The sequence below is a fragment of the Pedobacter sp. GW456-11-11-14-TSB4 genome, assembly GCF_059424425.1.
On sequence record NZ_JBWKZK010000001.1, the window covers coordinates 1,578,051 to 1,602,387 of the forward strand.

Here is a 24,337-nt window from a genome sequence, read left to right on the forward strand (position 1 = left end):
ATTATGAAGAAATTAATATTGCTATCATTCTTCGCTTTCAGTACAGTCTTAGCCTTTTCTCAAGGAACTACTCCACCTCCAGTAGAAAAGAAAGTTGTAAAAAAGAAAGCGCCTAAACAAGATGGTTTTATTTACAGAGAAGTAAGTGAGGCTGATACTGTTGTGCCTTATGCAGAGGTTAGAAAAGAAGATGTAGCCTACACCAAACGTGTTTGGCGTGAGATTGATTTAAGAGACCGCGGAAACCAAATTTTAGCATCACCAAAAGTCAATTTGATGGGTATTATTTATAATGCCGTAAGCAATGGTGAGTTAGATTTGTATCCAAGCGATGTTGAAGATTGGTCTGTAGATCCATTAAGTTCAAAAAAAGGTAATGATCCAAATGTTACCAATAGCTCTGCTGCAGATACAGCATTTTTAGGTGTAAACCCTGGTACCAACGAAGTTAACAGGGCTAATAATGAATTTTTTGCTGCGAGTTTTACAACAATAAGAATTAAAGAGGATTGGATTATGGATATCAGACGTGGTATTTTTGAACCACGTATTATCGGAATAGCTCCTGTTAGAATTGATGTGAAAACTCAAGTAGATAACAATGGCAATCCAGTAGCTGACCCTACAACAGGGAAGCCTTTAGCTGATACTTTAAAAACGGTAGCCGGTTGGATAAATTTTGAAGATTTACGTGAGATTTTGGTAAAGCATAAAATTGCAAACAACCAAAATGACAACTCTGGAATTAATTTTGATGACGTTTTTGTAAGAAGATTATTCTTTAGCAATATTACTAAGGTGAGTAACTCTGCAGATAATAGGATTGAAGATGTATTATTCAATCCAAAAGATAGATTATTAGAAGCTGAGCGTATTAAACGAGCGATGGCTGATTTTGAACAAGGTCTTTGGGAGTATTAAAAGCCTCACCCAACCCTCTCCAGAGGAGAGGGCATAGCATGATGTATACAAAGGAGCAGATTTAAATTTGCTCCTTTTTTTGTTTCATTAATACTTCATTGCGAGAACGAAGCAAGCTTACAAGCCTGAGTTCAATATTTAAATAATGATTTTTCAGGCTTTTTAGTGCGTTGAATAAGATCGGTCGTCACCCTGAATTTATTTCAGGGTCTGTTTTGCAAAGCTGGTGCTGAAATAAATTCAGCATGACCTATCGGATAAGATAGAAGCCTAAAAATGGTAAATTTATTAATTGAGTTGAGGTTAACGTTACAAAGGTAAATGCTTTAAGAGAATGCTTATTGACTCGCAATCACGAGATATAAGCCAACTTTATAACTTTATGTATGCTGATTTTGCTCATTAAAAAAGTTACTTAGCGTTTGCATTTGCTTTTTATTTAACACTTCGCTTAAATCTTTTTCACTAGCTTCTTTAATCTTTTTTACTGATTTAAATTTAACCAGCAGCTTATCTGCAGTTGTTTTTCCTATTCCAGGAATTAGTTCTAACTCGGTTTTTAAAGTTCCTTGATCTCTTTTCTTGCGGTGAAAGGTGATGCCAAAACGGTGGGCTTCATCTCGCAACTGCTGAATAATTTTTAGAGTTTCGGATTTCTTATCTAAATATAAAGGGAAACTATCTCCAGGATAATACAATTCTTCTAAACGTTTGGCAATACCGATGATAGTTACCCGTTTCTCAATGCCTAACTTTTTTAAACTACTCACCGCTGATGATAATTGACCCTTACCACCATCAATAATGATGAGTTGAGGCAATGTCCCTTCTTCATCTAACATTCGTTTATATCGCCTGTAAACGGCTTCTTCCATCGTAGCAAAATCATTTGGCCCTTCTACCGTTTTCACGTTAAAATGGCGGTAATCTTTTTTGCTCGGTTTGGCATCTTTAAAAACTACAATTGCAGATACTGGATATTTACCCTGAAAGTTAGAGTTATCAAAACACTCGATATGATGTGGCAACTGCGTTAACCTCAAATCCTTTTGCATTTGGGTTAGAATGCGTTCGGTTCTCAAATCAGGATTTAGCTTCTCGTATTGATTTAATTTTTCACGTTTAAAAAACAATACGTTTTTTTGCGACAACTCTAGAAGCTTTTTCTTTTCTCCCAATTTTGGTACAATCAATTTCAGATTTTCATCATCTAATGATACGTTAAACGGAACTACAATTTCTCTAGAAGTACTCTTAAATTTTGTTCTAAATTCGGTAATTGCGATGGTTAGTAATTCTTCATCACTTTCATCCAATCGCTTTTTAATTTCAATAGTTTGCGTTTGTATAATGCTTCCATTCATTACTTTTAAGTAATTTACAAAAGCGTATCTTTCATCAGAAGCTATGCTCACTACATCAATATTGGTTATTGCACTGTTTACAACGGTAGATTTACTTTGATACTTTTCTAAAACACCAAGCTTTTTTTGATAAGCATGTGCAAGCTCAAAGTTTAAATCTTCAGAAGCTGTTTTAACAACCTGTTTAACTGTTCTAATTACATTGCCAATCTTGCCGTTTAAAATATCCTTAATTTCCTCAATATTTTGATCATAATCAGCTTTGCTTTGGTAATTCTGACATGGTCCTTTACAATTGCCAATTTGATATTCTAAACAAACTTTAAACTTTCCTTCATTAATGTTTTGTGGTGTTAAAGGCAAGTTGCAAGTTCTTAAAGTATAGGTCTCTTTGATTAAATCTAAAATGGTATGCATCATTCCAACAGAAGCATAAGGGCCAAAATAGGTAGAACCATCTTTAATGTATTTTCTAGTCCAGTAAATACGCGGAAACTGCTCCTTTTTAATGATAATCCATGGGTAGGTTTTATCATCTTTAAGCATGATATTGTAGCGAGGCTGATGCTTTTTAATCAGGCTGTTTTCTAAAAGCCAAGCATCAATTTCGGTATCTACAATGGTAAAGCTTATTCGTCTAATCCTAGAAACCAAAACTCGAGTTTTACCGTTAAATTGGTTATTCTCTTGATTAAAATATGAACCTACACGATTGCGCAAATCTTTAGCCTTACCAATATAAATCAGGGTATCATCTGCATCGTAATACTGATAAACACCAGGTTTATGCGGAATATCGGCCAATGCCTTTTTATAATCGAAAGCACTCATTTAATAAATAGGGAATAGGATGGTTTAGAAACCTAATTTTTTATCGAGCTCAGGCGTTGTTTGTTCAGGAGCTAGATATTGATTACAATCATATACAATAGATACACCTCCTGCAGGTGGCTCAAAATCAGCCTTGCTTATCTTTAAATTGGGATTTGCGTATACTCTTTTCATAAAACCAGCATAAATTGGTAGTGCAGAATTAGCGCCTTCACCGTCTCTTGTGCTTGTAAAATGAAATGCTCTATCTTCGCAGCCAGTCCAAACTCCAGTAACTAAATCTGGTGTAATAGACATGAACCAACCATCAGAATTATTTTGAGTTGTACCCGTTTTTCCGCCAGTTGGTGCGGTAATACCATACTTACCAATTAAACGATAACCAGTACCTCCTGTTACTACGCCACGCAACATACGCGTCATTACATAGGCAACTTCTTCATTTAATACAACTTTAATAACAGGTTTGCTATCGTAAAGTACAACACCGTTTTTATCTTCAATTTTAAGGATGTATGTAGGTTGTGTCCAAGCTCCTTTATTTGCGAAAACACCGTAAGCGCCAACCATATCATAAATCGAGGCATCAAAAGATCCCAAAGCAATGGATGGTACCACAGGAACGTCAGAAGTAATTCCCATTTTTTTAATTTCATTGGCAACAGCCGTAGCGCCAACTTGCTGCATTAAATAAGCAGCTATATAATTTTGAGAATAGGCTAACGCTTTTTGTATGGTGATTGACCCTGGTAAGGTACCAGAAGAACGCGGTGTCCAATCTGGGCTACCCGGATTAGAAACAGTAACAGGAACATTTGGCACGGTTAAACACGGAGACATTCCATTCTCAATAGCCACGGTATAAGTAAAAGGTTTTGCTGTAGAACCAACCTGTCTGGTGCCCATTTTTACCTGATCGTATTTAAAGTGTTCGAAATTGATACCACCAACCCAAGCTTTGATGTAACCTGTTTTAGGATCCATCGCCATCATCGCATTGCGCAATAGAAGCTTGTAGTATCTTACAGAATCAATAGGTTTCATTAAAGTATCGATGTTGCCTTTCCAAGTAAAAATGGTTAATTTGCTAGGTGTGTTAAAATCTTGCGTTATTTCATCATCCGTTTTACCGTCCAGTTTTAAAGCTTTATAACGATCAGATCTTTTTACGCCTTGCTCAATCTGCATTTCCATTCCTTTAAAAGGATTTCTACCTTTCCAGCTTTTTGAAAATTGGACTTGCAAAACTTTCATATATTCTTTTTGAGCCTGCTCAGCATACACCTGCATATCGTAATTAATAGTGGTGGTAATTTTTAATCCATCTCTATCCAAATCATAAGGTATGCCATTTTTGGTAATAGATCTTTCTTCTAAAATCTTTTTCACCTCCGATTTTAATACCGCTCTAAAATAAGGTGCAATGCCTTCATAGTTAGTTGCAGCTCTAAATTGCAAGTTTAAAGGTCTTTCTTTTGCAACATCAAACTCTTGCTGCGTCATGTAATTTTCTTGCACCATCAAAGCCATTACCGTATTTCGTCTTGCTTGCGATCTTTCTGGGTTTTTAGTTGGCGAATATCTGGTTACACCTCTTTGTATCCCAACCAAAACTGCTGCTTGCGGTATAGTTAATTTATCTGGTGTGGTGTTAAAATAAACTCTCGCAGCAGATTTAATTCCATAAGCTTGATTACCAAAATCAACCGTGTTTAAATACATGGTAATAATTTCTTCTTTGGTATAATTACGTTCTAACTTAACGGCAATAACCCATTCCTGAAACTTCTGGATAATTCTTTTTAAATAGTTTTTCTGTCTTCCTTCTTCAGAAAATAAGTTTAAAGCCAATTGTTGCGTTATTGTACTGCCACCTTGTTTTTTGCCCATTAAGGCATAGGCAAAAATGGTAAAGGTTCTTTTAAAATCTATACCAGAGTGCGAACGAAATCTGATATCTTCTGTAGCAATTAAAGCATTTACCACATTTGGCGAAAGCTGGCTGTAGTTAACATTAGATCTGTTTTTTACAAAATAAGTGCCCAAAATTTTCCCATCAGCTGATAAAACTTCTGTTGCCTCATTACTTTTAGGATGCTCTATAGCTCTGAAAGAAGGAATTTCTCCGAAAACACCAAAACCAATGAGTACAATAAATATGGCAAAGAATACCATGCCACCAATCACCAATTTCCAAATCCTTCTATTGTATTTTTTGATATCTTCTGCTGTTAACGATGTAGATTTACTCATTTTTATTAATAATTGTTTCTGAAAAACTCAATGTACCTATTTAATGTTTCTCTGTTTTTAATTTTTTCGAAGTTTTCTTTGCTAATGAAAAAGCCAATATATTTTGTAGCGGGCACTTTCATTATACGCGGTAATTGTGGCGTTATTCCATCTGTATACTCTTTTACATCAACCAAATTGCCAAAATCACCTACATAAATCAACTGATCTTCATCCAATTCTTCTAACTGATGTTTTAAGCCGGTTCCAGAAAAGTTCCCTCTATTAAACTGCCCAACACCAAATCTCGATGAACTTACGCTCACTGTAATATCACTAACGGAAATAACGTAGTAATATGTATTTGATTCAGCTTTGCTGAATAAGTTATCTATAGGTTTTGCAGCAACTACATCTGGTTTAGCAACAACAGGGGTATCTATTTGGTTTGTTGTAATTGGTACATTTAATGGTGCGGTTACCACTGCAATTACTGGCTCTGGCACAACTTTTTTAGGCTCTTGCACAACCGGCAAATTTACAGGATCTTGTTTTACAGTTGGCACAACAGCAATAACCGTATGCTCTCTTGGTTTAATAAATCTTGGTTCAGCACCATCAAAATCAATTAGGGCAATTGACCTAGATTTATAACTTGCTAAATTAGCATTAATGTATGCCAAATGATCTTTAACTAGAGGAGTTATAAGCGCATCATTCGGGTTTGTTGCTATAATTTTTTCAAATGCAATAATCAAACTATCAACATGCTGAGTTCTACCAATTGAAATTGCTTTCAGATATTCGTATTGCGCTTGTAAGCTGTTTCCCGGAAAACGTTGGTTAACTTCATTAACGCGTTCAATTACCTGCTGAAACTCCTTTTTCTCGTAATTATCAAAAACGGCATTATAAATTCTATTTACTTCTACATCCAACGCATTTTGCTTAGCAGAAAAGTTAGGGTCTAAAATGGTTTTTGCATAAACCGAACTCGGGAATTTTGCCAACACCATATTTTTATAACTTTCAGATTTTGCTTTATCAGTTTTTGCATAATCTAAATACAAGCTATAATAAATGGCATCTAAATGGTTGTTTTGCGGGTATCTTGCTAATAAAATTTCATAAACTTTAGTTGCTTCTGCCTCGTCTTCCAGCACCTGCTGATAAAAGCTGGCAATTTCAAAATAAGCATCAATAATCTGCTGATCAGATTTTACCATTTGCTCAGCAGTTAGAGGAAGCAACAAATTGTAGGCTTTTATTCGCTCTGCCTTATTTAGGCTGGCCGTATTTTCAATAGCCGCATTTGGTAAGTTGCCAATCGCTGCATTTTGATTTTCTCTATTAACCTGTGCAGATGATTTTAAACTTTGTCTCCAATTGTCTTCTAAAACTCTGTTTCCCCATCTTTTCCTAAAATCAGAGAAGCCACTACTCACTGCAGAAGTATTACTGAAATAAAATTTGCCATTATTTTGATTCCTATTATTGTTGCTTCTATCAACAGCAGATCTATTATTGTTATCTTTTTTATCCTCAACAATAGGCTCTTTTTTAGGTTCAAACAATTCGTCTAGAGCTTTTTCTCTAGCTTGCTCTGGCATTTTTGCGAAAAGTTGTAACGAATCTTGCTTAGCAATTATTTGGTAACGCTGTGTTAAATACTCTAAATTTTGTGCTTTTTTAACAATAGCCTCATAGCCTTGGTAATTTTTAGGTAAGGTGTTGGCTGCACTATCATAATAAAGCTTGGCGTTAACATAGTTTCCCAAGTTTTTAAAATATAAATCGCCAAGTTTTAAATAAGAAATTCCTTTTTGGTAGGGGTTAACTAAGCTTTTATTGATTGATAGTTTATAATATTCTTCTGCTTTTGTGTAGTCTTTATCACCTAAATAATCTTCGGCAACTTCATAATAAATTTGGTCGGTGTAGTCTAGGTTTTTATCATCTTTTAATAACTTCAATAAGGCAGTTTTCCTTTCAGAAGATTGGTCGTTTAAAAAATCATAAATCCTAATTTTGCTCAACTTCGCATTAAAATACATTTCAAAAGGAGCATTACTGTTTTCAACTTTGGTATAATATTTTAAGCTTGCATCATATTCTTTTTCATGCTCATAAAGCTGTGCCAAAATAAAAGGCCATCTAGTTCTGCTTTGTATTTTATTACTTTCCTTAATCGCCTCTTCTAAATAAAAAATTGCCTTTTTATAATCCAGCTGATTAATACTCATTTGCGCTAAAGTTGCCAATGGCTCAGCTTTTTCACTTTTAACCGAGTCTAAAATGAGCACTACAGAATCTAACACTTTTAAAGCCGCATTATAATTATTTAACTGCATTAAACTTCTGGCTTTCCAGTTTAGGCCATTTAAAAAAACATTATTGTCTTTTTTATAGGCTCTGGCGGTGTAATCAAAATATTCTGATGCTGTAAAAAAGTTGCCTTTGTAAAAATTAGTTTTCCCTAAAAGAATATAAGCCTCATCAACATAGTTGCTTAATCCTTTTTCGGCAACAATAGTTTGTGCCTTTCTCGTAATTTCATCTAAATCTTTGTTGTTACTAGGTGCTGGTGCAGTACTGCTGTAATCAATTGCTTCGGGCGCAATATAAACGGCTAAAAAATTATCGTAGTTGTCTTTATGCGTTTGCGAAAGATTTTCCTGATAAGTATCTAATAAAACATTTGAATTGTAAATGTAGTTATAACGTGCAGAAAGATTTTGCAAACCGCGGTTGGCTGCATTATCTTTTTGCGTAGAACAGCTAGATAAAAAAGCCATGCAAACGCAAGCAGTTAAAATTTTGACGCTAAGTTTTGTAAAGTTGTTCAAAAAAAATTGAGTTGGGTATTGCTACAATATAACAAAATGTATGCAAAAATATTTTATTCGACAATAAAAACTTAATATTTAACCATAAATTTAATCTTATCGTAAATTGTAATGAATAATACCGAGCACAATCCTAATAAAAAATTAGCAACTAACTTCGCCAAATATTCTGGTATAGCCTTTCAAATGCTGGCAACTATAGGTTTGTTTTGCTTTATTGGTTACAAAATAGATCAAAACCGCGATAGTTCAAAAATGATTTTTACCGCAATTTTCGGACTAGTTGGTGTTATCATCTCCTTAATTTCTGTAATAAGATCATTAAATAAAAATAATTAGAAAATTAGCTGTGTAGCTTTTGGCAAAACCCGCCCTTCTTTGCGCTACAAGTACCTCAGCCATTCTATTGGCCAACGCCCGGTAGCTTTTCGCTTCAATAAGGTTTATATTACAAAGGTAGTTCTACATGGCAAAACCTCATCCTTTTAACGTGCAGTATGTTAGGTAATGGCAACACATTTAAAGGAACTGAGTTTAACCTTCACTTTTTTTGTATGATAAACCAGTTTACAATGGTTTTAGGTAGTAAAATCTTTTGAAGTTCAAATGAGCACAATAAATTAAATACTACCTTTGTAAAAAATATCTGTTTTGAGTTTACCAAAGTTTATTTTATCTTATTTATTATATACCGCCTTATTGGCTGGTATAGCTATAGCTCTTCCATATCTTTTCCCTAATGTTAAGTTGTTGGCCAATAAGTTTTGGCTGGTTTTTGGTTTTTTAGGTGGCTTAACTTTTGTCGCTTACATTTTGGCATTTTTAGGTATTAAACGTAATCCAGAAACAGGTGTTTTGGCAATAATGGGTTCTATTGCTTTAAAGATGCTTTTTTCTATGGCTTTCGTGCTGATTTACAGCTTAAACAACAAAGGAAAAGACCTAGTTTTTGTGTTTAATTTTTTTTCTTTATATTTATTGTTCACCTTCTTTGAAATATACGGTTTGTTGCGTAACTTGCGCCACCAAAATAAATAGTAAAAATCTGCGAGTAAATGGATTGTAGCCACGTTTTTGAGTTTAAGTTTAAGAGGTTAATTGTTGTTTTTACGCTTTTTTCGGCGTTTTTGTTGCTTTCTCTTTGTGCAAATGCACAATTAGATACTGCTCAAAAAGCAGAAGAGACTCATGTTGAAACAACAGAAAAGAAAAAGTTTGAGATTGGTAAATTTGCTTTGCATCACATTGCCGATTCTCATAGTTGGCATGTAATTGGCGATACCCATATCGGTTTGCCTATTATTTTATTTGCCGATGGCAAAGTTGTAACCTTTAACGACAATGATTTTCATCATGATAATGATGCTAAAGTTGTAGTAGAAAAAGATGGACAACGTTTCGTTAAAATGCACGAGAAAATTTATTTCGCATCGGCTACTGCAAATGAACATGGTCAATATGTAGCGTTAGATGAAAAGCATCATGCTACAAATGCTCGTCCTTTAGATTTTTCATTAACTAAAAACACTTGTACCTTATTGCTTTCTGTAGTAGTATTATTAGTTGTGTTTTTAAGTGTTGCTAATAGTTATAAAAAACGCAAAGGAAAATCTCCTAAAGGTTTACAATCATGGTTAGAGCCAGTAATTCTTTTTGTTCGTGATGATATTGCTAAACCTAATTTGGGTCACAAACATGAACGTTTTATGCCTTATTTGTTAACCGTGTTTTTCTTTATATGGTTTAATAATATGTTAGGCTTAGTTCCTTTTTTACCTGGTGGTGCAAACTTAACTGGTAATATTGCTGTAACTATGGTTTTAGCTGTAATGACATTTTTAATCACCGTATTTAATGGTAACAAGCATTATTGGGGTCACATTTTTTGGATGCCAGGTGTGCCTGTGCCGATGAAGATCTTTTTAATGCCTTTAGAGTTAATTGGTATTTTCACTAAGCCAATTGCATTAATGATTCGTTTGTTTGCTAACATCACGGCTGGTCACATCTTAGTGCTTTCATTAATCTGCTTAATTTTCGTATTCGATAGTATTTGGGTTTCTGCAGCATCTATTCCTTTTGCCATATTTATTGGTGGTATAGAGTTGATGGTTGCATTTATTCAAGCATTTATATTTACCATTTTATCTGCCCTGTTTATTGGTATGGCAGTAGAAGAACACCATTAATAAGAATATTTTTTTAACAACAATAAATATATAAATCATGATTACAGGAAGTATTGCTGCAGTAGGTGCAGGATTAGCTGCGATTGGCGCTGGTCTAGGTATCGGTCGTATTGGTGGTTCTGCTATGGACGGTATTGCTCGTCAACCAGAAGCTGCCTCAAAAATTCAAACTGCGATGTTAATCGCTGCTGCCTTCGTTGAGGCTGTTGCGTTATTCGCGGTTGTTGTTGCATTAATGTAATAACCACTAACCATTCTGTACAAGATTGTTGTGCAGAATGGTTATTATTTGTGAAACAAGAAGAAAATATAAAATATAAAAAATGGAATTATTAATCCCAGAAGTTGGTTTAGTTGTATTTCAAACAATAGCATTTTTATTGTTGATGTTTTTATTGGCAAAATTTGCTTGGAAGCCAGTTTTAGCTGCTATCAAGGAGCGTGAAAACTCAATTGATGATGCTTTAAACAAAGCAGAATTAGCAAAGCAAGAAATGGCTCGTTTAACTTCACAAAATGAGGAGTTAATGAAACAAGCTCGTGCTGAACGCGATGAGATTTTAAAAGAAGCTAAAATTCTTAAGGATAGCATTGTTAACGAAGCTAAAACTTCTGCACAAACAGAGGGTGCTAAATTGATTGAAAAAGCTCGTATCGAGATCGAAAATCAAAAGAAAGCAGCTTTAGCAGAATTAAAAGGACAGGTTTCTACTTTGTCTTTAGACATTGCTGAACGTGTTTTACGTAGCCAATTAGATGATAAAGCGAAACAACAAGATTTAGTTGCTAGCTTGTTAAAAGATGTTGAATTAAACTAAGTTAGATTTGAGACACTAGATGTGAGATATGAGATAGCATAGATAGAGAAGTATTTCTCAAATCTCAAATCTCAAATCTCAAATCTCAAAAAAAAATATATGTCAAGTAAAGCAGGAGCTAGATACGCAAAATCGTTAATTGATCTTTCTACAGAGCAAAACGCTTTGGAGGAAATTAAAAACGATATGGTGTTTTTTGAACAAGTGGTTGATGATAACAGTGAGTTAGAAGCTATCTTAAAAAACCCGATTGTTCCTTTAGATAAAAAAGCGGGAATTTTAAATGATCTTTTCGGTACTAAAGTTCACCAAATTACCAACAGCTTTTTAAAACTTGTTGTAAATAAAGGTCGTTCTGCTATCTTGTTTGATACTGCAAAACAATTTATTGCACAATACAATGCTATTAAAGGTATTGTAACTGCAGAAGTAACATCGGCAATTGCATTAACCGATGCAAGCAAAGCTGAAGTTGTGGCATTAGTTAAAAAAGAAATTGGTGCTAATGAGGTGATCGTTAAAGAAAAAGTTGACGAGAAATTAATTGGTGGCTTTATTTTAAAAGTTGGTGATAAGCAGTTTGATGCAAGTATTGCTAGCGGATTAAATAAATTGAAGAAAGAGTTTGCACAAGGAGTAGTATAGTAGCAAGATTTGAGTATCGAGTATCAAGATGCAAGTATTGAGTATCAAGATTGGTTTAACAACTATGAGGGATACAAAGCTACCGAAGAACTACTAAGCGCAAAAATATAAACCCGATAGCAGCGTAAATACTGTTTGTCATCCTGAGCTTGTCGAAGGACAAAACAGATTGAAGCGAATAGCGGGACTGAAATAACAAAAGAGTACAAGATTTACATTTTCAAAAAGAAATCAAAATAAAAATTATGGTAGAGGTAAGACCAGACGAAGTTTCGGCAATTATCAGACAACAATTGTCAGGCTTTAAATCAGAAGCTGAACTTGAAGAAGTTGGTACCGTATTACAAGTGGGTGATGGTATTGCTCGTGTTTACGGCTTAACTAAAGTTCAAAGTGGCGAGTTAGTTGAGTTTGCTAACGGGTTGCAAGGTATTGTATTGAACCTTGAAGAAGATAACGTTGGTGTGGTTTTGTTAGGCCCATCTGACGAGATTAAAGAAGGTGATACAATTAAACGTACTAAAAAAATTGCCTCTATTAAAGTTGGTGAAGGTATGTTGGGTCGTGTGGTAAACACGCTTGGCGAACCTATTGACGGTAAAGGACCAATTTTAGGTGAAACTTATGAGATGCCTTTGGAGCGTAAAGCACCAGGTGTAATCTATCGTCAGCCAGTTACTGAGCCTTTACAAACTGGTATCAAAGCTATTGATGCGATGATCCCGATTGGTCGTGGACAACGTGAGTTGGTTATTGGCGATCGTCAGATTGGTAAAACTGCGGTTTGTATTGATACCATTATTAATCAAAAAGAATTCTACGAAGCAGGTAACCCTGTATTTTGTATATATGTAGCTTGTGGACAGAAAGCAAGTACAGTAGCAAACGTTGTACGTACTTTAGAAGAAAACGGTGCAATGGCTTATACTGTTGTTGTTGCTGCTTCGGCTGCTGAGCCAGCTCCATTACAGTTTTACGCTCCATTTGCAGGTGCTGCAATTGGTGAGTTTTTCCGTGATACGGGTAGACCAGCTTTAATTGTTTATGATGATTTATCTAAACAAGCTGTTGCTTATCGTGAAGTTTCATTGTTATTGCGTCGTCCGCCAGGTCGTGAGGCTTATCCAGGTGACGTGTTCTATTTGCACAGTCGTTTATTAGAAAGAGCGGCAAAAATCAACTCTAACGACGAGATTGCAAAAGACATGAATGATTTACCTGAGTCGATTAAACATATTGTTAAAGGTGGTGGTTCATTAACAGCTTTACCAATTATCGAAACTCAAGCGGGAGACGTTTCTGCATACATTCCAACTAACGTAATTTCGATTACTGATGGTCAGATTTTCTTAGAGTCTAACTTGTTTAACTCTGGTATTCGTCCGGCTATTAACGTAGGTATTTCGGTATCACGTGTGGGTGGTAATGCTCAAATTAAATCGATGAAAAAAGTAGCTGGTACTTTAAAGTTAGATCAGGCTCAATACCGTGAGTTAGAGGCGTTCTCTAAATTCGGTTCTGATTTAGATGCTGCTACAAAATCTGTACTAGATAAAGGTGCTCGTAACGTAGAGATGTTAAAACAAGCTCAGTTCTCACCATTTACTGTAGAGAAACAAGTTGCGATTGTTTACTTAGGTACTAAAAACTTAATGCGTTCTGTGCCAGTAAACAAGGTAAAAGAATTTGAAGTTGAGTTTTTACAAGCTTTAGAAATGCGTCATCCAGAAGCTTTAGCTTCATTAAAAGCAGGAAAGTTAGATGATGCAGTTGAAGTGTTGGAAAAAGTAGCAAAAGAGATTTCAAGTAAATACTAATAAGTATCGAGTAGTAAGTATCAAGTATCGAGAAAGGTTATATGCCCAAATCTTGATACTTGATACTCAAAGCTTGATACTCACTCAATAAAAAATGGCTAATTTAAAAGAAGTAAGAATTCGTATATCATCGGTACAATCTACCCAGCAGATTACCAAAGCTATGAAAATGGTTTCGGCTGCGAAGTTAAAACGTGCTACCAATGCTATTGTTCAGTTACGCCCGTACGCAACTAAATTGAAAGAGATTTTAGGAAATCTTTCGGCAAGCTTAGAAGGTTCTTCATCTCCTTATATTCAGGAGCGTGAGCCTAATAAAGTTTTGGTTGTTGTGGTATCGTCAAACCGTGGTTTGGCTGGTGCTTTTAACTTGAACGTTATTAAAACTGCGAATAATTTAATTGCCGAAAAATATAGTGAGCAACTAAAAAATGGTAACGTGAGTATTGTTGCTGTTGGTAAAAAAGCTCAGGATTTTTATGAAAAGCGTAATTATAATGTTGTTGGTAACAACAACGATGTTTACATGGCTTTAAATTTTGATAACGTAAGCAAAATTACTGATGCAATAATGGAAGGTTTTGCAAAAGGTGATTTTGATAGAGTTGAATTAGTTTACAACAGATTTAAAAATGCTGCTGTACAAATATTAACATCAGAACAGCTATTGCCTTTGCCTAAAGCTGAGCCAACTGCAGATGCAAAAACTACTAACGTTGATTATATTTTAGAACCTAACCAAGAAGAAATTGTAACACAGCTGATTCCTAAGTCGATTAAAATTCAATTGTACAAAGCAGTTTTAGATTCTCACGCTTCAGAACATGGTGCTCGTATGACATCGATGGATAAAGCAACTGAAAATGCTGGTGATTTGATTAAATCGTTGAAATTGGCATATAACCAAGCTCGTCAGGCTGCTATTACTACAGAGTTGACCGAGATTGTTAGTGGTGCTGCTGCGTTAAATGGATAAACCCCTAAATCCCCGCCGAGGCGGAGACTTTAAAAAAATACGAACCCTTATCTTAATTGGTAAGGGTTTTTTGTTAACTGTAATTTTTATGATGTATAATTGTTATATTTCTATGGATTTAAATAAAACAATATCGATGAAAAAATATCTTTTAGTGCTAATACTTGGTTTATTGCCAATGCTATCTATTGCACAAAAAAATCCAGAAAGAGACTATACCAATGCAGTCCTCTGGCAGCAACATAGCGGTGAGTATAGGGCATTAGCTTTTCAAGCCTATAACTTTGCTAAGCTATCTCTTAAAGAGGCTTTGTGGGAGCAAGCAAATGGCAAACCGAACTGTGTAATTGTAGATGTTGATGAGACGGTTTTAGATAATTCAGCATTTCAAGGTCATGAGATAAAAAAAGGAGTGAGTTATGTGCAAAGCGATTGGACAGAATGGACTGCTTTAGGGCAAGCGGATACAGTTCCTGGAGCATTGTCTTTTTTAAGATTTGCAGCTACTAAGAATGTAGAAATATTTTATGTAACCAATAGGGAAGAAGCAGACCACATCGGTACCTTAAAAAACTTACGAAAATTTGGGTTTCCAAATGCTGATGAAACCCATCTATTATTGAAAACTATAAGCTCTGATAAAGAACCTCGCAGGCAAAAGATTTTAGAGAAGTATAATATTTTGTTATTATGTGGAGATAATTTAAGTGATTTTTCGAATGTTTTTTACCGTGAAGGAAAAAATACTAGGGAGCAAGTAGACTTATTGCAGAACCAGTTTGGAAAAAGATTTATTGTTTTACCTAACCCAATGTATGGCGATTGGGAAAAGTTACTATACAGCAATGAAAAGCAAAATGAGGCTGAAAAGTCAAAACAAAGATTGAATAAACTTAAAAGTTACTAAAATATTGCTTTATTTAATGAATAAGTATTATTTTTGTACCACACATTTTTAAAAAATATAAAAGATGAATCAAGCAGAAGAAAGAGAAAAAAGCATGGAAAGTGCAAATCAATCTCCAATTTATATGTTAATTGCAGTTGGTGTAATTGTAAGTATGATCGGTGTGTTTTTACGCTTCGCTTTCGACTCTACAATTCTTTCAATTGTATCATGGGTAATTTTATTTATAGGCTCTTTTATATGCTGCAAAGCGGTTTTTAAAATTTTAGACGCAAAGTAATATCCTACTAAATCATAATAGAAATCCTCTTCGGTTTTAAGCCGAAGAGGATTTTTTAATTGAAACATCTCTGTTACAATTAAATATTTTAGGTTACTTCTGCATCTTATCAGCATTAAGCAATACCGGCCGGTACAATTAACTATTTAAATTTTGATGCAGAAATTGCGTAGCAATAACTACGACATAATAGCATTAAGAAATAACAACCTTATTTAAACAGGATGAAAAAATATTTATGTTGTGCCGCTATCATGGTAATCATGTTTGGCTGTAGCAGAGAGCAAAAAGCAGACTATGCAGATTCTACAAGTGGTGAAAAAGCAATGGAAGTTGCAATTTCTACAGATACTTCCGCAAGTGTAAAAGAAAAAATAATAAAAACTGCAGATATGCGGTTTAGAGTTAAAGATGTTCAAGACACCAAAGAAAAGCTGAGTTTAGTAATTAAATCTCAAGGTGGAACTGTAGCAGAATTTTCGATTAACAGTTATATCAACGAAACTACAAAAGTTAGATATTCTATTGATTCTTTAACAGAAATTACCTCCTATAAAAAGGAAGGTTTATTAGTCGCCAAAATTCCGTCTGAAAGATTAGACCAATTTACAAATGATGTGGCAAAAATGGCTGTATTTGTAGATAACCAAGCTATGAAAATGGATGATCAGAGTATTGCCTATCTATCAAATAAGCTAAAAGCTCAAAATAGAAGCGAAGCAATAAATACCATCAATCAAACCGCTAAAAGAAAAGGCAACAATGTAGAAACATCTCTTTACATAAAAGATGATTTTGTTGATAAAAAGATTGAGAATATGAATATCGATCAGCGTGTAAAGTATAGTACAATTACGCTAAACTTCTATCAAGATCATACGGTTAAAACATTAATTGTTGGTAACGATAATCTATCTGATTACAAACCTGGCTTTTTTAAACGTTTAGGTTTGAACATGCTTGATGGATGGAAATACTTTAAAGAATTAATATTAGCGCTATCGCATTTATGGATGTTCTTTGTGATGGGATTTGTGATGTTTTTTGGAATTAGATACTATTTGAAGAGTAGGAAAGTTTAATTATTAACCACAGATAAAAAGGATGAACACAGACAAATGAGTAGATAAATCTCTGTTTATTTGTGTAAATCTGTGGTTACTGCTATCCTTTAACTCTTTTCTTATTGTCCTTTGCAAAAGCATCCCAACCTGAATAAGATTTGCCAGTATAGCTCGTGTTTATTCTTTGGAAAGAGTGGCATACAGCGACCGCTAAACCATCGGTTGCGTCTAAAAACTCTGGCGTTTCCTTGAAGTTTAAAAGCCTTTGCAGCATAGCTGCAACTTGCTCTTTGCTAGCTGTTCCTTTACCTGTAATAGATTGTTTGATTTTTCGTGGTGCATATTCAGTAACTGAAATATTTCGAGATAATGCAGCAGCCATTGCAATACCTTGAGCTCTGCCTAATTTTAACATTACCTGAATATTTTTGCCATAAAAGGGAGCTTCAATAGCTAAAACATCTGGTTTGTATTCATCAATTAATGTTATGGTTTTTTCAAAAATACGCTGCAATTTTAAAAAATGATCATCCAAATGATCCATCCTTACAATTCCCATACTCACCAATTCTATTTTGCTACCCTTCTCTAATACAATGCCATAGCCCATAATTGCTGTGCCTGGGTCAATGCCCATTATCACTCGTTCTTTTTTTTCGATTAACATTACAACAATATTAAGCATATTTGCACACACAAAAAGCAAAAAAGTTGTCAGCGAAAAATAAAAGGATATTTTCTCTACTTATTAAAATAGTGATTGTTTTAGTTGCTTTTTGGTTTATATATGTAAAATTAATTGGTCACAAAGATCTAAAACAGTTTTTAACATTAATCAGCACAATGCCAAAAGCTCAAATTTGGCTCACCTTAACGGCTGTAATTCTTTTAATGTTTTTTAATTGGGGTATTGAAGGTTTAAAATGGAAGCGATTAATAAAACCAATAGAACCTATTGATAATTGGTTGGCCATACAATCTGTTTTTTGTGGTTTAACTTGGGCAATATTTACACCAAACAGGTTAGGAGAATATGGTGGTAGAGTATTTTTTTTATCGCCCAAGAGAAGAATTGTTGGTGTAGTTGCGATGGCCGTAGGAAATATTGGGCAATTGGTGCTTACTAATGTTTTTGGTGCCATAGCTGTTTGTATTTTTGTATATCGTTTTACGAATATAGAATTGATCTTATACTTAGCTGTATTAGCTATTACAATTGCATTTTGTCTTTTTTTTATTATCTTTTTTTTTAACATCAAATGGTTAAATGGGATTTTATTATCGATGAAGTTTACCCGTAAATACAAAAAATTTTACGCTATTTTAGGAAGATATAAGAAAGCAGAATTGCTTAAAATTTTGGGTTTTTGCTTTGCAAGATATTTCGTTTTTAGCACTCAATATTTTGTGATGTTCAATTGGTTTATTCCGGATATTCATTTTCTTGATGTGATTATGTTGGTTAGTATATTGTTTTTTGTACAATCATCATTGCCATCATTAGATATACTAGATATTGGCATAAGAAGTATTACCGCAGTATTTTTTTTCAAATATGTTACCACAGATCATGTAGCAGTAGTGGCAGTTACTGCGAGTATTTGGTTAATTAATATTATTATTCCTGCTATATTAGGATCTTATTTCGTTTTTAAACTCAATTTTTTTGGAAGTAATCAGCATACTTAGTTATTTTTCTATTTTTTTAACCATCATTTACGTTTTCGTAGTAGCAACCTTTATTAGAGGTTGGGCAAAACTCGAACGCTTTAAAATAGATGGAAATAAACCTCAAACAAAAGTTTCAGTTTTAATAGCTGCCAGAAATGAAGAACGCTTAATTGGTAAAACAATTGATGATTTGCTGGCTCAAGATTATGATCGCTCACTAATGGAAATAATTGTTATCGACGATCATTCTACAGATAATACATCAAACATTATCTCATCTTATACAAATGATGGTGTAAAGTTGATTACTTTAAAAGAAGCAAATGCTTTAAATTCTTATAAGAAAAAGGCCATACAAACGGCAATAAATACTACAACCGGAAAGTTAATTATTACCACTGATGCAGATTGCAGGATGGGCCCAAGTTGGTTAAAAACAATTGTAAATTGCTACGAAACAAGAGGTTATAAAATGATATCATCGCCTGTGGCTTATTTTGAAGAAAAAAGTTTTTTTGAACGTATGCAAACATTGGAGTTCTCCTATTTAATTGGTCTAGGAGCATCAACAATTGGAAACAACAATCCAAGCACTTGTAATGGGGCCAATTTAGCTTATGAAAAAGATGCTTTTTTTGAGGTTGGTGGCTTTACTGGAATAGATGATTTAGCTTCTGGAGATGATGAGCTGCTATTACATAAAATGGCAGCGATGTATGATAACAAAATTGGTTTCTTGAAAAATGAGGATGCTATTGTTTACACACATGCCAAACCAACAATTAGTGAATTTATACAGCAACGTAAGAGATGGGCATCTAAAACAACAAAATACAAAGATAAAGTGGTGCTGATTCTTGGTGCCAGTATATGGTTATTTAATCTAAGCATATTGGTAAATGCCTTGTTGGCTTTAGTTTTTCCATCGGGAGAAAGTTTAAAATTCTTATTAATACAATTAGGTTTGAAGTTGCTCATTGAGTTCATTTTCTTGTTTGATGTAACTAATTTCTTTAAACGAAAACATTTGTTAGTTTTACTTCCCATTCTTAATATTCCGCATATTTTATACTTTATATACATCGGCATATTGGGTAATTCTGGTAAATACAACTGGAAAGGTAGAATGGTTAATTAATCATGGGTAACAGTCCTTCGAGTAAAATATGGAAAAGATTTAAGCGTAATAAACTTGCGTTTGGTGGATTGATTTTCATCTCTATTTTAATGATTTTGGGAATTTTAGGTTACTTGATTATTCCAGATCAAACGCCTTATGCAAATACTTATCAGCTGCAGCTTAACAAAGTTAAACCTGGTAGAACGTTTCAGTTTTTAATAACAGAACGAATTAAAAATATAGAAAAGGTTGGCTTTTTCGAAAAAATGCTTTACGGACAAAAAGCAGATTTCAGAAGCGTGCCCATTACATCTTATCGCATAGCTGAAAATAAAGTTTATGCATACGAATATATTGGGGATGAAGAAACTGCGAAGGAAAGTGTTTATAATTTAAGAGATTTATGTTCTACTTGCACATTGCCAAGCAAGCTAGGTAATACTAAACAGCTATTTGCTAAACATAATATATATAAACAAACCTTTTATTTAGGAACAGATATTAATGGTAGAGATATGCTCAGTAGACTCATTTTGGGCATTCGCGTTTCGCTATCAGTAGGCATAATGGCTGTTATAATTTCGTTATTTATTGGTATTAGTTTAGGCGCAGTTGCAGGTTACTTTGGCGGTAAAATAGATGCTGCAATCAGCTGGTTCATGAATGTGGTTTGGTCTTTACCATCATTGCTTTTGGTTATTGCTATATCATTTGCTTTGGGTAAAGGCTTTTGGCAAATTTTTATTGCCGTTGGTCTCTCTACATGGGTAGATGTTGCTCGTTTAGTACGTGGACAAGTAATGTCGTTAAAAGAAGTTGAATTTGTAGAAGCATCAAAAGCTTTAGGTTTTTCTACTTCGAGAACAATTATAAAACATATTTTGCCAAATGTGGCGGGGCCGATTTTGGTTGTTGCATCTGCCAATTTTGCTTCAGCAATTTTATTAGAAACAGGCTTAAGCTTTTTAGGTTTTGGTGCCCAACCGCCAATGCCAAGCTGGGGCACTATGATAAAAGAACATTACGGTTACATCATTATGGATGCAGCCTATTTAGCTCTATTACCAGGTATAGCAATTATGCTTACAGTGTATGCTTTTAATTTAATTGCTATTGGCTTACGCGATGCTTTTGATGTAAAAGGACAAAATGTAACGGTATAACTTACCAGTTGATAAGTTTAAATTGAATTTGCGCTGCGTATCATTAGGTCGCATTCTATAACTAATTTATTTAACTTTGCAAAGTGTTAATCAATTGCTATAATATAGATTTAATTGAAGCTGGTTGCGATGAAGCAGGTAGAGGTTGCCTCGCTGGCCCAGTATCGGCTGCTGCTGTTATTTTGCCAAAAGATTTTTATTTAGAAGGGCTAAACGATTCTAAAAAGTTAACACACCAACAACGTGATGAGCTAAGACCAATTATTGAACGTGAGGCTTTAGATTGGGCAGTTGCTTTTGTCGATCATGAAGAAATTGACCAGATTAATATTTTAAATGCTTCTTTTTTGGCTATGCACCGGGCAATTGAGAAATTAATGGTGGTTCCTCAACACTTGGTAATTGATGGTAATCGATTTAAAAAGTATGCTGAAATACCTCATTGTTGTATTGTAAAAGGAGATGGTAAATACCTAAATATTGCTGCTGCATCTATCTTAGCTAAAACGCATCGAGATGAGTATATGGCAAAGCTGCACAATGACTTTCCGCATTACAACTGGAAACAGAATAAAGGTTATCCAACTATTCAACACCGCAACGCTGTAATGGAAAACGGATTGTCCCCTTTTCACCGAAAAACCTTCAACATTAGCGATCCACAATTGGTACTTTCTTTTTAAGCAAATTTAAAATTTGTAATTTCGGTTTGTGAAAGTCTTAATACTAACCAATCGTGTACCTTTTCCGCCAAATAGCGGCTACCCCATTGTGGTTTATAACACCATAAAGGGATTGCTTAAATTAGGTGTAGAAGTTACTTTGTTTAGTATTAACACTTCTAAACACAATGTGGATGTTGATGATATATACGATCCAGTATTTGAAAAAATTACCTTTCACTCTTACAGTATTGATACCGAAGTAAATATTTGGGGTGCTTTTTTTAATATTTTCTCTAACCAGTCTTACAATGTATCTCGCTTTTACGATGAAGATGCAGCTAAACTTTTAGAAAATGTACTGCATGAAAATGAATTCGATATTGTACAATTCGAGGGTTTGTTTGTGGTACCTTACTTAGATACTGTTAAGGCGCTGAGTAAAGCAAAGCTGATTTATAGAGCGCATAATATTGAGTTTGATGTTTGGGAAAGACTTGCCGCCAGAGAAGAGTTTAGACCAAGAAGAAAATATCTGGAGTTTCTATCTCGAAGGTTAAAAAGTTATGAGACGGAGCAGATCAATCGCTTTCACCAGGTTTTTGCCATAAGTGAACCAGATAGGCAACATATTTTGCTGATGGGATGCGAAACCAGACTAGATGTTTTTCCAGTGGCGATAGATTTTGATAAGTACAATGTTGATACCAGTAAAACGAGTTTCCCGACTTTGTTTCACTTAGGTGCGATGGACTGGCGACCAAATAAAGAAGGTTTAGAATGGTTTTTGGATGAAATTTGGCCAGATATAGAAAAACTTAATGGAGAGTTGCGTTTCTACATTGCGGGTAAGAATATGCAAAAGCAGTTTTTTGATTACGATTCTGAAAACTTAATTGTTGAAGGGGAGATTTTTGATGCGGTAGAGTTTATGAACTCGAAAGCGATAATGATTGTGCCTTTGCTCTCTGCAAGCGGAATGCGGGTTAAAATTATTGAAGGGATGGCAATGGAAAAGTGCATTATTGCCACCACAATGGCAGCAGAAGGTATTAATTGTAAACCAGGTAAAGACATTTTAATTGCAAATACTGCTGATGAATTTTACCGTTCTATTTTACAATGTATTACCAAACCTAACAAATGGCGAGAGATTGGAGAAAATGCCCGTAAAACAGTAAAAAGAGACCATGAGATGAATAGTAACGCAGAGCGAATGCTTAAGATTTATCAGGAGTTGATTGTAAATTAATTAGTGAATGATTAGCAGATTAGATTCATTAAGGTGAAACGGTGTTTTTGTCATTCAGAGGAAAGAGGGATCTTGAGGTTTATTCACAGATAAACTTAGACGTCTTGCCAAAATCCCCTCGTTATCTAAACCCAATTGTAGTGTAAATCCTTTTGCCACTCCCAGCCGCGGCTGGGATTAAGGGGTAAAAGATTGAAACGAAAAGTGGGGCTGAATTCGCGATGAAATGTTGACTTTGTTTTTCTAATTTAATCAACTCTTGAGCTGCGTGTTTATTATAATGGTAATTTTTCATCTAGAGATTCTTCGCAAGCTCAGAATGACAAAACCCAAAAAAAAGGCAATAAATATTGCTGTATTCTTAGTAATTTAGGCCACCCAAATTAGTTATCAGTTTTTAAATTACTAATACAAAATAAATGAAGAATACCGCATTAACAGATAAACATATTTCATTAGGTGCTAAAATGGTGCCTTTTGCCGGTTACAACATGCCTGTGCAATACGAAGGCATAAACGTAGAACATGCTACAGTTAGAAATGCCGTTGGTGTTTTTGATGTGAGCCACATGGGAGAGTTTATTTTAAAAGGCGAAAATGCTTTAGATTTAATACAACGTGTTACTAGTAATGATGCCTCGAAATTACACGATGGCAAAGTACAATATTCTTGTTTACCTAATGAAGAGGGTGGTATTGTTGATGATTTATTGGTTTACCGTATAGACGAAAAAAGCTACATGTTGGTGGTTAACGCCAGTAATATTGAAAAAGATTGGAACTGGATCCAAAAATTTAATACTGCCAATGTAGAAATGCATAACATTTCTGATAAAACTTCTTTGTTGGCCGTTCAAGGGCCGAAAGCTGCAGATGCTTTACAAAGTTTAACAGACATTGATTTGGCATCGATGGAATACTACACCTTTAAAAAGGGAAAATTTGCAGGTATAGACAACGTATTAGTTTCTGCAACAGGTTATACAGGTGCGGGTGGTTTCGAGATTTATTTTGATAATGAACATGCGGATGCCATGTGGAATGCAATTTTTGAAGCTGGTGCTGAGTATGGTATTAAACCGATTGGTTTAGCTGCTCGTGATACTTTGCGTTTAGAAATGGGTTTCTGTTTATATGGTAATGATATTGATGATACAACTTCGCCAATTGAAGCAGGCTTAGGTTGGATTACCAAGTTTACCAAGCCTTTTACCAACTCAGAAGCTTTACAAGCACAAAAAGAAGCAGGTATTTCTCGTAAATTAATTGGTTTCGAGATGATTGATAGAGGCATACCTCGACATGATTACCCGATTGTTGATGCAGAAGGAAATGTTATTGGTAAGGTAACTTCTGGTACACAATCGCCATCTTTACAAAAAGCTATTGGTATGGGTTATGTAAACAAAGAATTGGCTAAAGAAGGTACAGAAATTTATATTGACATTAGAAACAACAAGGTTAAAGCCAAAGTAGTTAAGTTTCCTTTTTATAAATAAGATTTGAGACAATAGATATGAGATTTGAGACCTAGATGGCTTAAATCTCACTTCTCACTTCTCACTTCTCACATCTCATT

General features: G+C 34.5%; 22 protein-coding genes. 18 read left to right on the plus strand and 4 right to left on the minus strand.

Translation table 11 applies throughout. The features are described 5' to 3' along the window. The first annotated feature begins 3 nt into the window (after positions 1-3). Positions 4-921: a type IX secretion system ring subunit PorN/GldN gene (porN, locus tag AC07XU_RS07100; protein ID WP_494942925.1), complete on the plus strand. Its 918-nt coding sequence runs from the start codon at positions 4-6 to the stop codon at positions 919-921. Positions 922-1,301: 380 nt separating this feature from the next. Here the strand turns inward: porN and uvrC are convergent, their stop codons facing one another. From uvrC to porW, 3 genes are read right to left on the minus strand one after another with little or no spacing between them, the layout of a single operon-like run. After that, positions 1,302-3,116 carry an excinuclease ABC subunit UvrC gene (gene uvrC, locus AC07XU_RS07105; RefSeq protein WP_494942926.1) on the minus strand — a complete coding sequence of 605 codons (1,815 nt, stop codon included), beginning with the start codon at positions 3,114-3,116 and terminating at the stop codon, positions 1,302-1,304. Positions 3,117-3,140: 24 nt separating this feature from the next. Continuing rightward, positions 3,141-5,369 carry a transglycosylase domain-containing protein gene (locus tag AC07XU_RS07110; RefSeq protein ID WP_494942927.1) on the minus strand — a complete coding sequence of 743 codons (2,229 nt, stop codon included), beginning with the start codon at positions 5,367-5,369 and terminating at the stop codon, positions 3,141-3,143. A 5-nt stretch (positions 5,370-5,374) separates the two neighbouring features. Further along, complete coding sequence (gene porW / locus AC07XU_RS07115; RefSeq protein ID WP_494942928.1) at positions 5,375-8,143, minus strand: type IX secretion system periplasmic lipoprotein PorW/SprE; 2,769 nt, start codon at positions 8,141-8,143, stop codon at positions 5,375-5,377. Positions 8,144-8,305: 162 nt separating this feature from the next. Between porW and AC07XU_RS07120 the strand changes: the two genes are divergently transcribed. From AC07XU_RS07120 to AC07XU_RS07170, 11 genes are all read left to right on the plus strand, one after another. Continuing rightward, on the plus strand, positions 8,306-8,533 hold the full coding sequence (locus AC07XU_RS07120) for an AtpZ/AtpI family protein (protein ID WP_494942929.1): 228 nt from the start codon (positions 8,306-8,308) through the stop codon (positions 8,531-8,533). Between the two features lie 312 nt (positions 8,534-8,845). Then, entirely contained in the window at positions 8,846-9,232 is a 387-nt protein-coding gene (locus AC07XU_RS07125) for a hypothetical protein (RefSeq protein WP_494942930.1), read from the plus strand. Between the two features lie 17 nt (positions 9,233-9,249). Continuing rightward, complete coding sequence (gene atpB / locus AC07XU_RS07130) at positions 9,250-10,383, plus strand: F0F1 ATP synthase subunit A (RefSeq protein WP_494942931.1); 1,134 nt, start codon at positions 9,250-9,252, stop codon at positions 10,381-10,383. A 40-nt stretch (positions 10,384-10,423) separates the two neighbouring features. Then, the gene (atpE, locus tag AC07XU_RS07135; RefSeq protein WP_055132568.1) at positions 10,424-10,624 is read left to right on the plus strand and encodes an ATP synthase F0 subunit C; all 201 of its coding nucleotides are present in this window, start codon (positions 10,424-10,426) and stop codon (positions 10,622-10,624) included. An 82-nt stretch (positions 10,625-10,706) separates the two neighbouring features. Then, positions 10,707-11,201 carry a F0F1 ATP synthase subunit B gene (atpF, locus tag AC07XU_RS07140; RefSeq protein WP_494942932.1) on the plus strand — a complete coding sequence of 165 codons (495 nt, stop codon included), beginning with the start codon at positions 10,707-10,709 and terminating at the stop codon, positions 11,199-11,201. Between the two features lie 99 nt (positions 11,202-11,300). Further along, on the plus strand, positions 11,301-11,846 hold the full coding sequence (gene atpH / locus AC07XU_RS07145; RefSeq protein WP_494942933.1) for an ATP synthase F1 subunit delta: 546 nt from the start codon (positions 11,301-11,303) through the stop codon (positions 11,844-11,846). 245 nt (positions 11,847-12,091) lie between these two features. Further along, the gene (gene atpA, locus AC07XU_RS07150) at positions 12,092-13,663 is read left to right on the plus strand and encodes a F0F1 ATP synthase subunit alpha (RefSeq protein WP_494942934.1); all 1,572 of its coding nucleotides are present in this window, start codon (positions 12,092-12,094) and stop codon (positions 13,661-13,663) included. A 94-nt stretch (positions 13,664-13,757) separates the two neighbouring features. Next, complete coding sequence (atpG, locus tag AC07XU_RS07155; protein WP_494942935.1) at positions 13,758-14,639, plus strand: ATP synthase F1 subunit gamma; 882 nt, start codon at positions 13,758-13,760, stop codon at positions 14,637-14,639. 136 nt (positions 14,640-14,775) lie between these two features. Next, a complete protein-coding gene (locus tag AC07XU_RS07160; protein ID WP_494942936.1) occupies positions 14,776-15,546 on the plus strand; it encodes a 5'-nucleotidase, lipoprotein e(P4) family in 771 nt (256 codons plus the stop codon). 64 nt (positions 15,547-15,610) lie between these two features. Beyond that, complete coding sequence (locus tag AC07XU_RS07165) at positions 15,611-15,826, plus strand: hypothetical protein (protein WP_494942937.1); 216 nt, start codon at positions 15,611-15,613, stop codon at positions 15,824-15,826. Positions 15,827-16,050: 224 nt separating this feature from the next. Next, on the plus strand, positions 16,051-16,908 hold the full coding sequence (locus AC07XU_RS07170; protein ID WP_494942938.1) for a DUF4349 domain-containing protein: 858 nt from the start codon (positions 16,051-16,053) through the stop codon (positions 16,906-16,908). 82 nt (positions 16,909-16,990) lie between these two features. Here the strand turns inward: AC07XU_RS07170 and ruvC are convergent, their stop codons facing one another. After that, positions 16,991-17,557: a crossover junction endodeoxyribonuclease RuvC gene (gene ruvC / locus AC07XU_RS07175; RefSeq protein ID WP_494942939.1), complete on the minus strand. Its 567-nt coding sequence runs from the start codon at positions 17,555-17,557 to the stop codon at positions 16,991-16,993. Positions 17,558-17,601: 44 nt separating this feature from the next. Between ruvC and AC07XU_RS07180 the strand changes: the two genes are divergently transcribed. From AC07XU_RS07180 to gcvT, 6 genes are all read left to right on the plus strand, one after another. Next, positions 17,602-18,579, plus strand: a complete 978-nt coding sequence (locus AC07XU_RS07180; RefSeq protein ID WP_494942940.1) for a hypothetical protein — start codon at positions 17,602-17,604, stop codon at positions 18,577-18,579. Beyond that, on the plus strand, positions 18,557-19,699 hold the full coding sequence (locus AC07XU_RS07185; RefSeq protein WP_494942941.1) for a glycosyltransferase family 2 protein: 1,143 nt from the start codon (positions 18,557-18,559) through the stop codon (positions 19,697-19,699). Before AC07XU_RS07180 ends, AC07XU_RS07185 begins: the two co-directional genes overlap by 23 nt. A 2-nt stretch (positions 19,700-19,701) precedes the next feature. Further along, positions 19,702-20,844 (plus strand): ABC transporter permease, encoded by a 1,143-nt coding sequence (locus tag AC07XU_RS07190; RefSeq protein WP_494942942.1) that lies wholly within the window; start codon positions 19,702-19,704, stop codon positions 20,842-20,844. Between the two features lie 83 nt (positions 20,845-20,927). After that, positions 20,928-21,527 carry a ribonuclease HII gene (gene rnhB / locus AC07XU_RS07195; RefSeq protein WP_494942943.1) on the plus strand — a complete coding sequence of 200 codons (600 nt, stop codon included), beginning with the start codon at positions 20,928-20,930 and terminating at the stop codon, positions 21,525-21,527. A 28-nt stretch (positions 21,528-21,555) separates the two neighbouring features. Continuing rightward, positions 21,556-22,758 carry a glycosyltransferase family 4 protein gene (locus tag AC07XU_RS07200; RefSeq protein ID WP_494942944.1) on the plus strand — a complete coding sequence of 401 codons (1,203 nt, stop codon included), beginning with the start codon at positions 21,556-21,558 and terminating at the stop codon, positions 22,756-22,758. 419 nt (positions 22,759-23,177) lie between these two features. Beyond that, positions 23,178-24,257 carry a glycine cleavage system aminomethyltransferase GcvT gene (gene gcvT / locus AC07XU_RS07205; RefSeq protein ID WP_494942945.1) on the plus strand — a complete coding sequence of 360 codons (1,080 nt, stop codon included), beginning with the start codon at positions 23,178-23,180 and terminating at the stop codon, positions 24,255-24,257. The last annotated feature ends 80 nt before the right edge of the window (positions 24,258-24,337 follow it).

Excerpts from the sequence above, each read along its gene's own strand:
- ruvC (WP_494942939.1), bottom strand. The coding sequence starts at position 17,557 with ATGTTAATCGAAAAAAAAGAACGAGTGATAATGGGCATTGACCCAGGC.
- AC07XU_RS07110 (WP_494942927.1), bottom strand. The coding sequence starts at position 5,369 with ATGAGTAAATCTACATCGTTAACAGCAGAAGATATCAAAAAATACAAT.
- AC07XU_RS07190 (WP_494942942.1), top strand. The coding sequence starts at position 19,702 with ATGGGTAACAGTCCTTCGAGTAAAATATGGAAAAGATTTAAGCGTAAT.
- atpB (WP_494942931.1), top strand. The coding sequence starts at position 9,250 with ATGGATTGTAGCCACGTTTTTGAGTTTAAGTTTAAGAGGTTAATTGTT.
- atpF (WP_494942932.1), top strand. The coding sequence starts at position 10,707 with ATGGAATTATTAATCCCAGAAGTTGGTTTAGTTGTATTTCAAACAATA.
- gcvT (WP_494942945.1), top strand. The coding sequence starts at position 23,178 with ATGAAGAATACCGCATTAACAGATAAACATATTTCATTAGGTGCTAAA.
- porN (WP_494942925.1), top strand. The coding sequence starts at position 4 with ATGAAGAAATTAATATTGCTATCATTCTTCGCTTTCAGTACAGTCTTA.
- AC07XU_RS07160 (WP_494942936.1), top strand. The coding sequence starts at position 14,776 with ATGAAAAAATATCTTTTAGTGCTAATACTTGGTTTATTGCCAATGCTA.
- atpH (WP_494942933.1), top strand. The coding sequence starts at position 11,301 with ATGTCAAGTAAAGCAGGAGCTAGATACGCAAAATCGTTAATTGATCTT.
- AC07XU_RS07170 (WP_494942938.1), top strand. The coding sequence starts at position 16,051 with ATGAAAAAATATTTATGTTGTGCCGCTATCATGGTAATCATGTTTGGC.
- AC07XU_RS07120 (WP_494942929.1), top strand. The coding sequence starts at position 8,306 with ATGAATAATACCGAGCACAATCCTAATAAAAAATTAGCAACTAACTTC.
- AC07XU_RS07165 (WP_494942937.1), top strand. The coding sequence starts at position 15,611 with ATGAATCAAGCAGAAGAAAGAGAAAAAAGCATGGAAAGTGCAAATCAA.
- atpA (WP_494942934.1), top strand. The coding sequence starts at position 12,092 with ATGGTAGAGGTAAGACCAGACGAAGTTTCGGCAATTATCAGACAACAA.
- uvrC (WP_494942926.1), bottom strand. The coding sequence starts at position 3,116 with ATGAGTGCTTTCGATTATAAAAAGGCATTGGCCGATATTCCGCATAAA.
- atpG (WP_494942935.1), top strand. The coding sequence starts at position 13,758 with ATGGCTAATTTAAAAGAAGTAAGAATTCGTATATCATCGGTACAATCT.
- porW (WP_494942928.1), bottom strand. The coding sequence starts at position 8,143 with ATGGCTTTTTTATCTAGCTGTTCTACGCAAAAAGATAATGCAGCCAAC.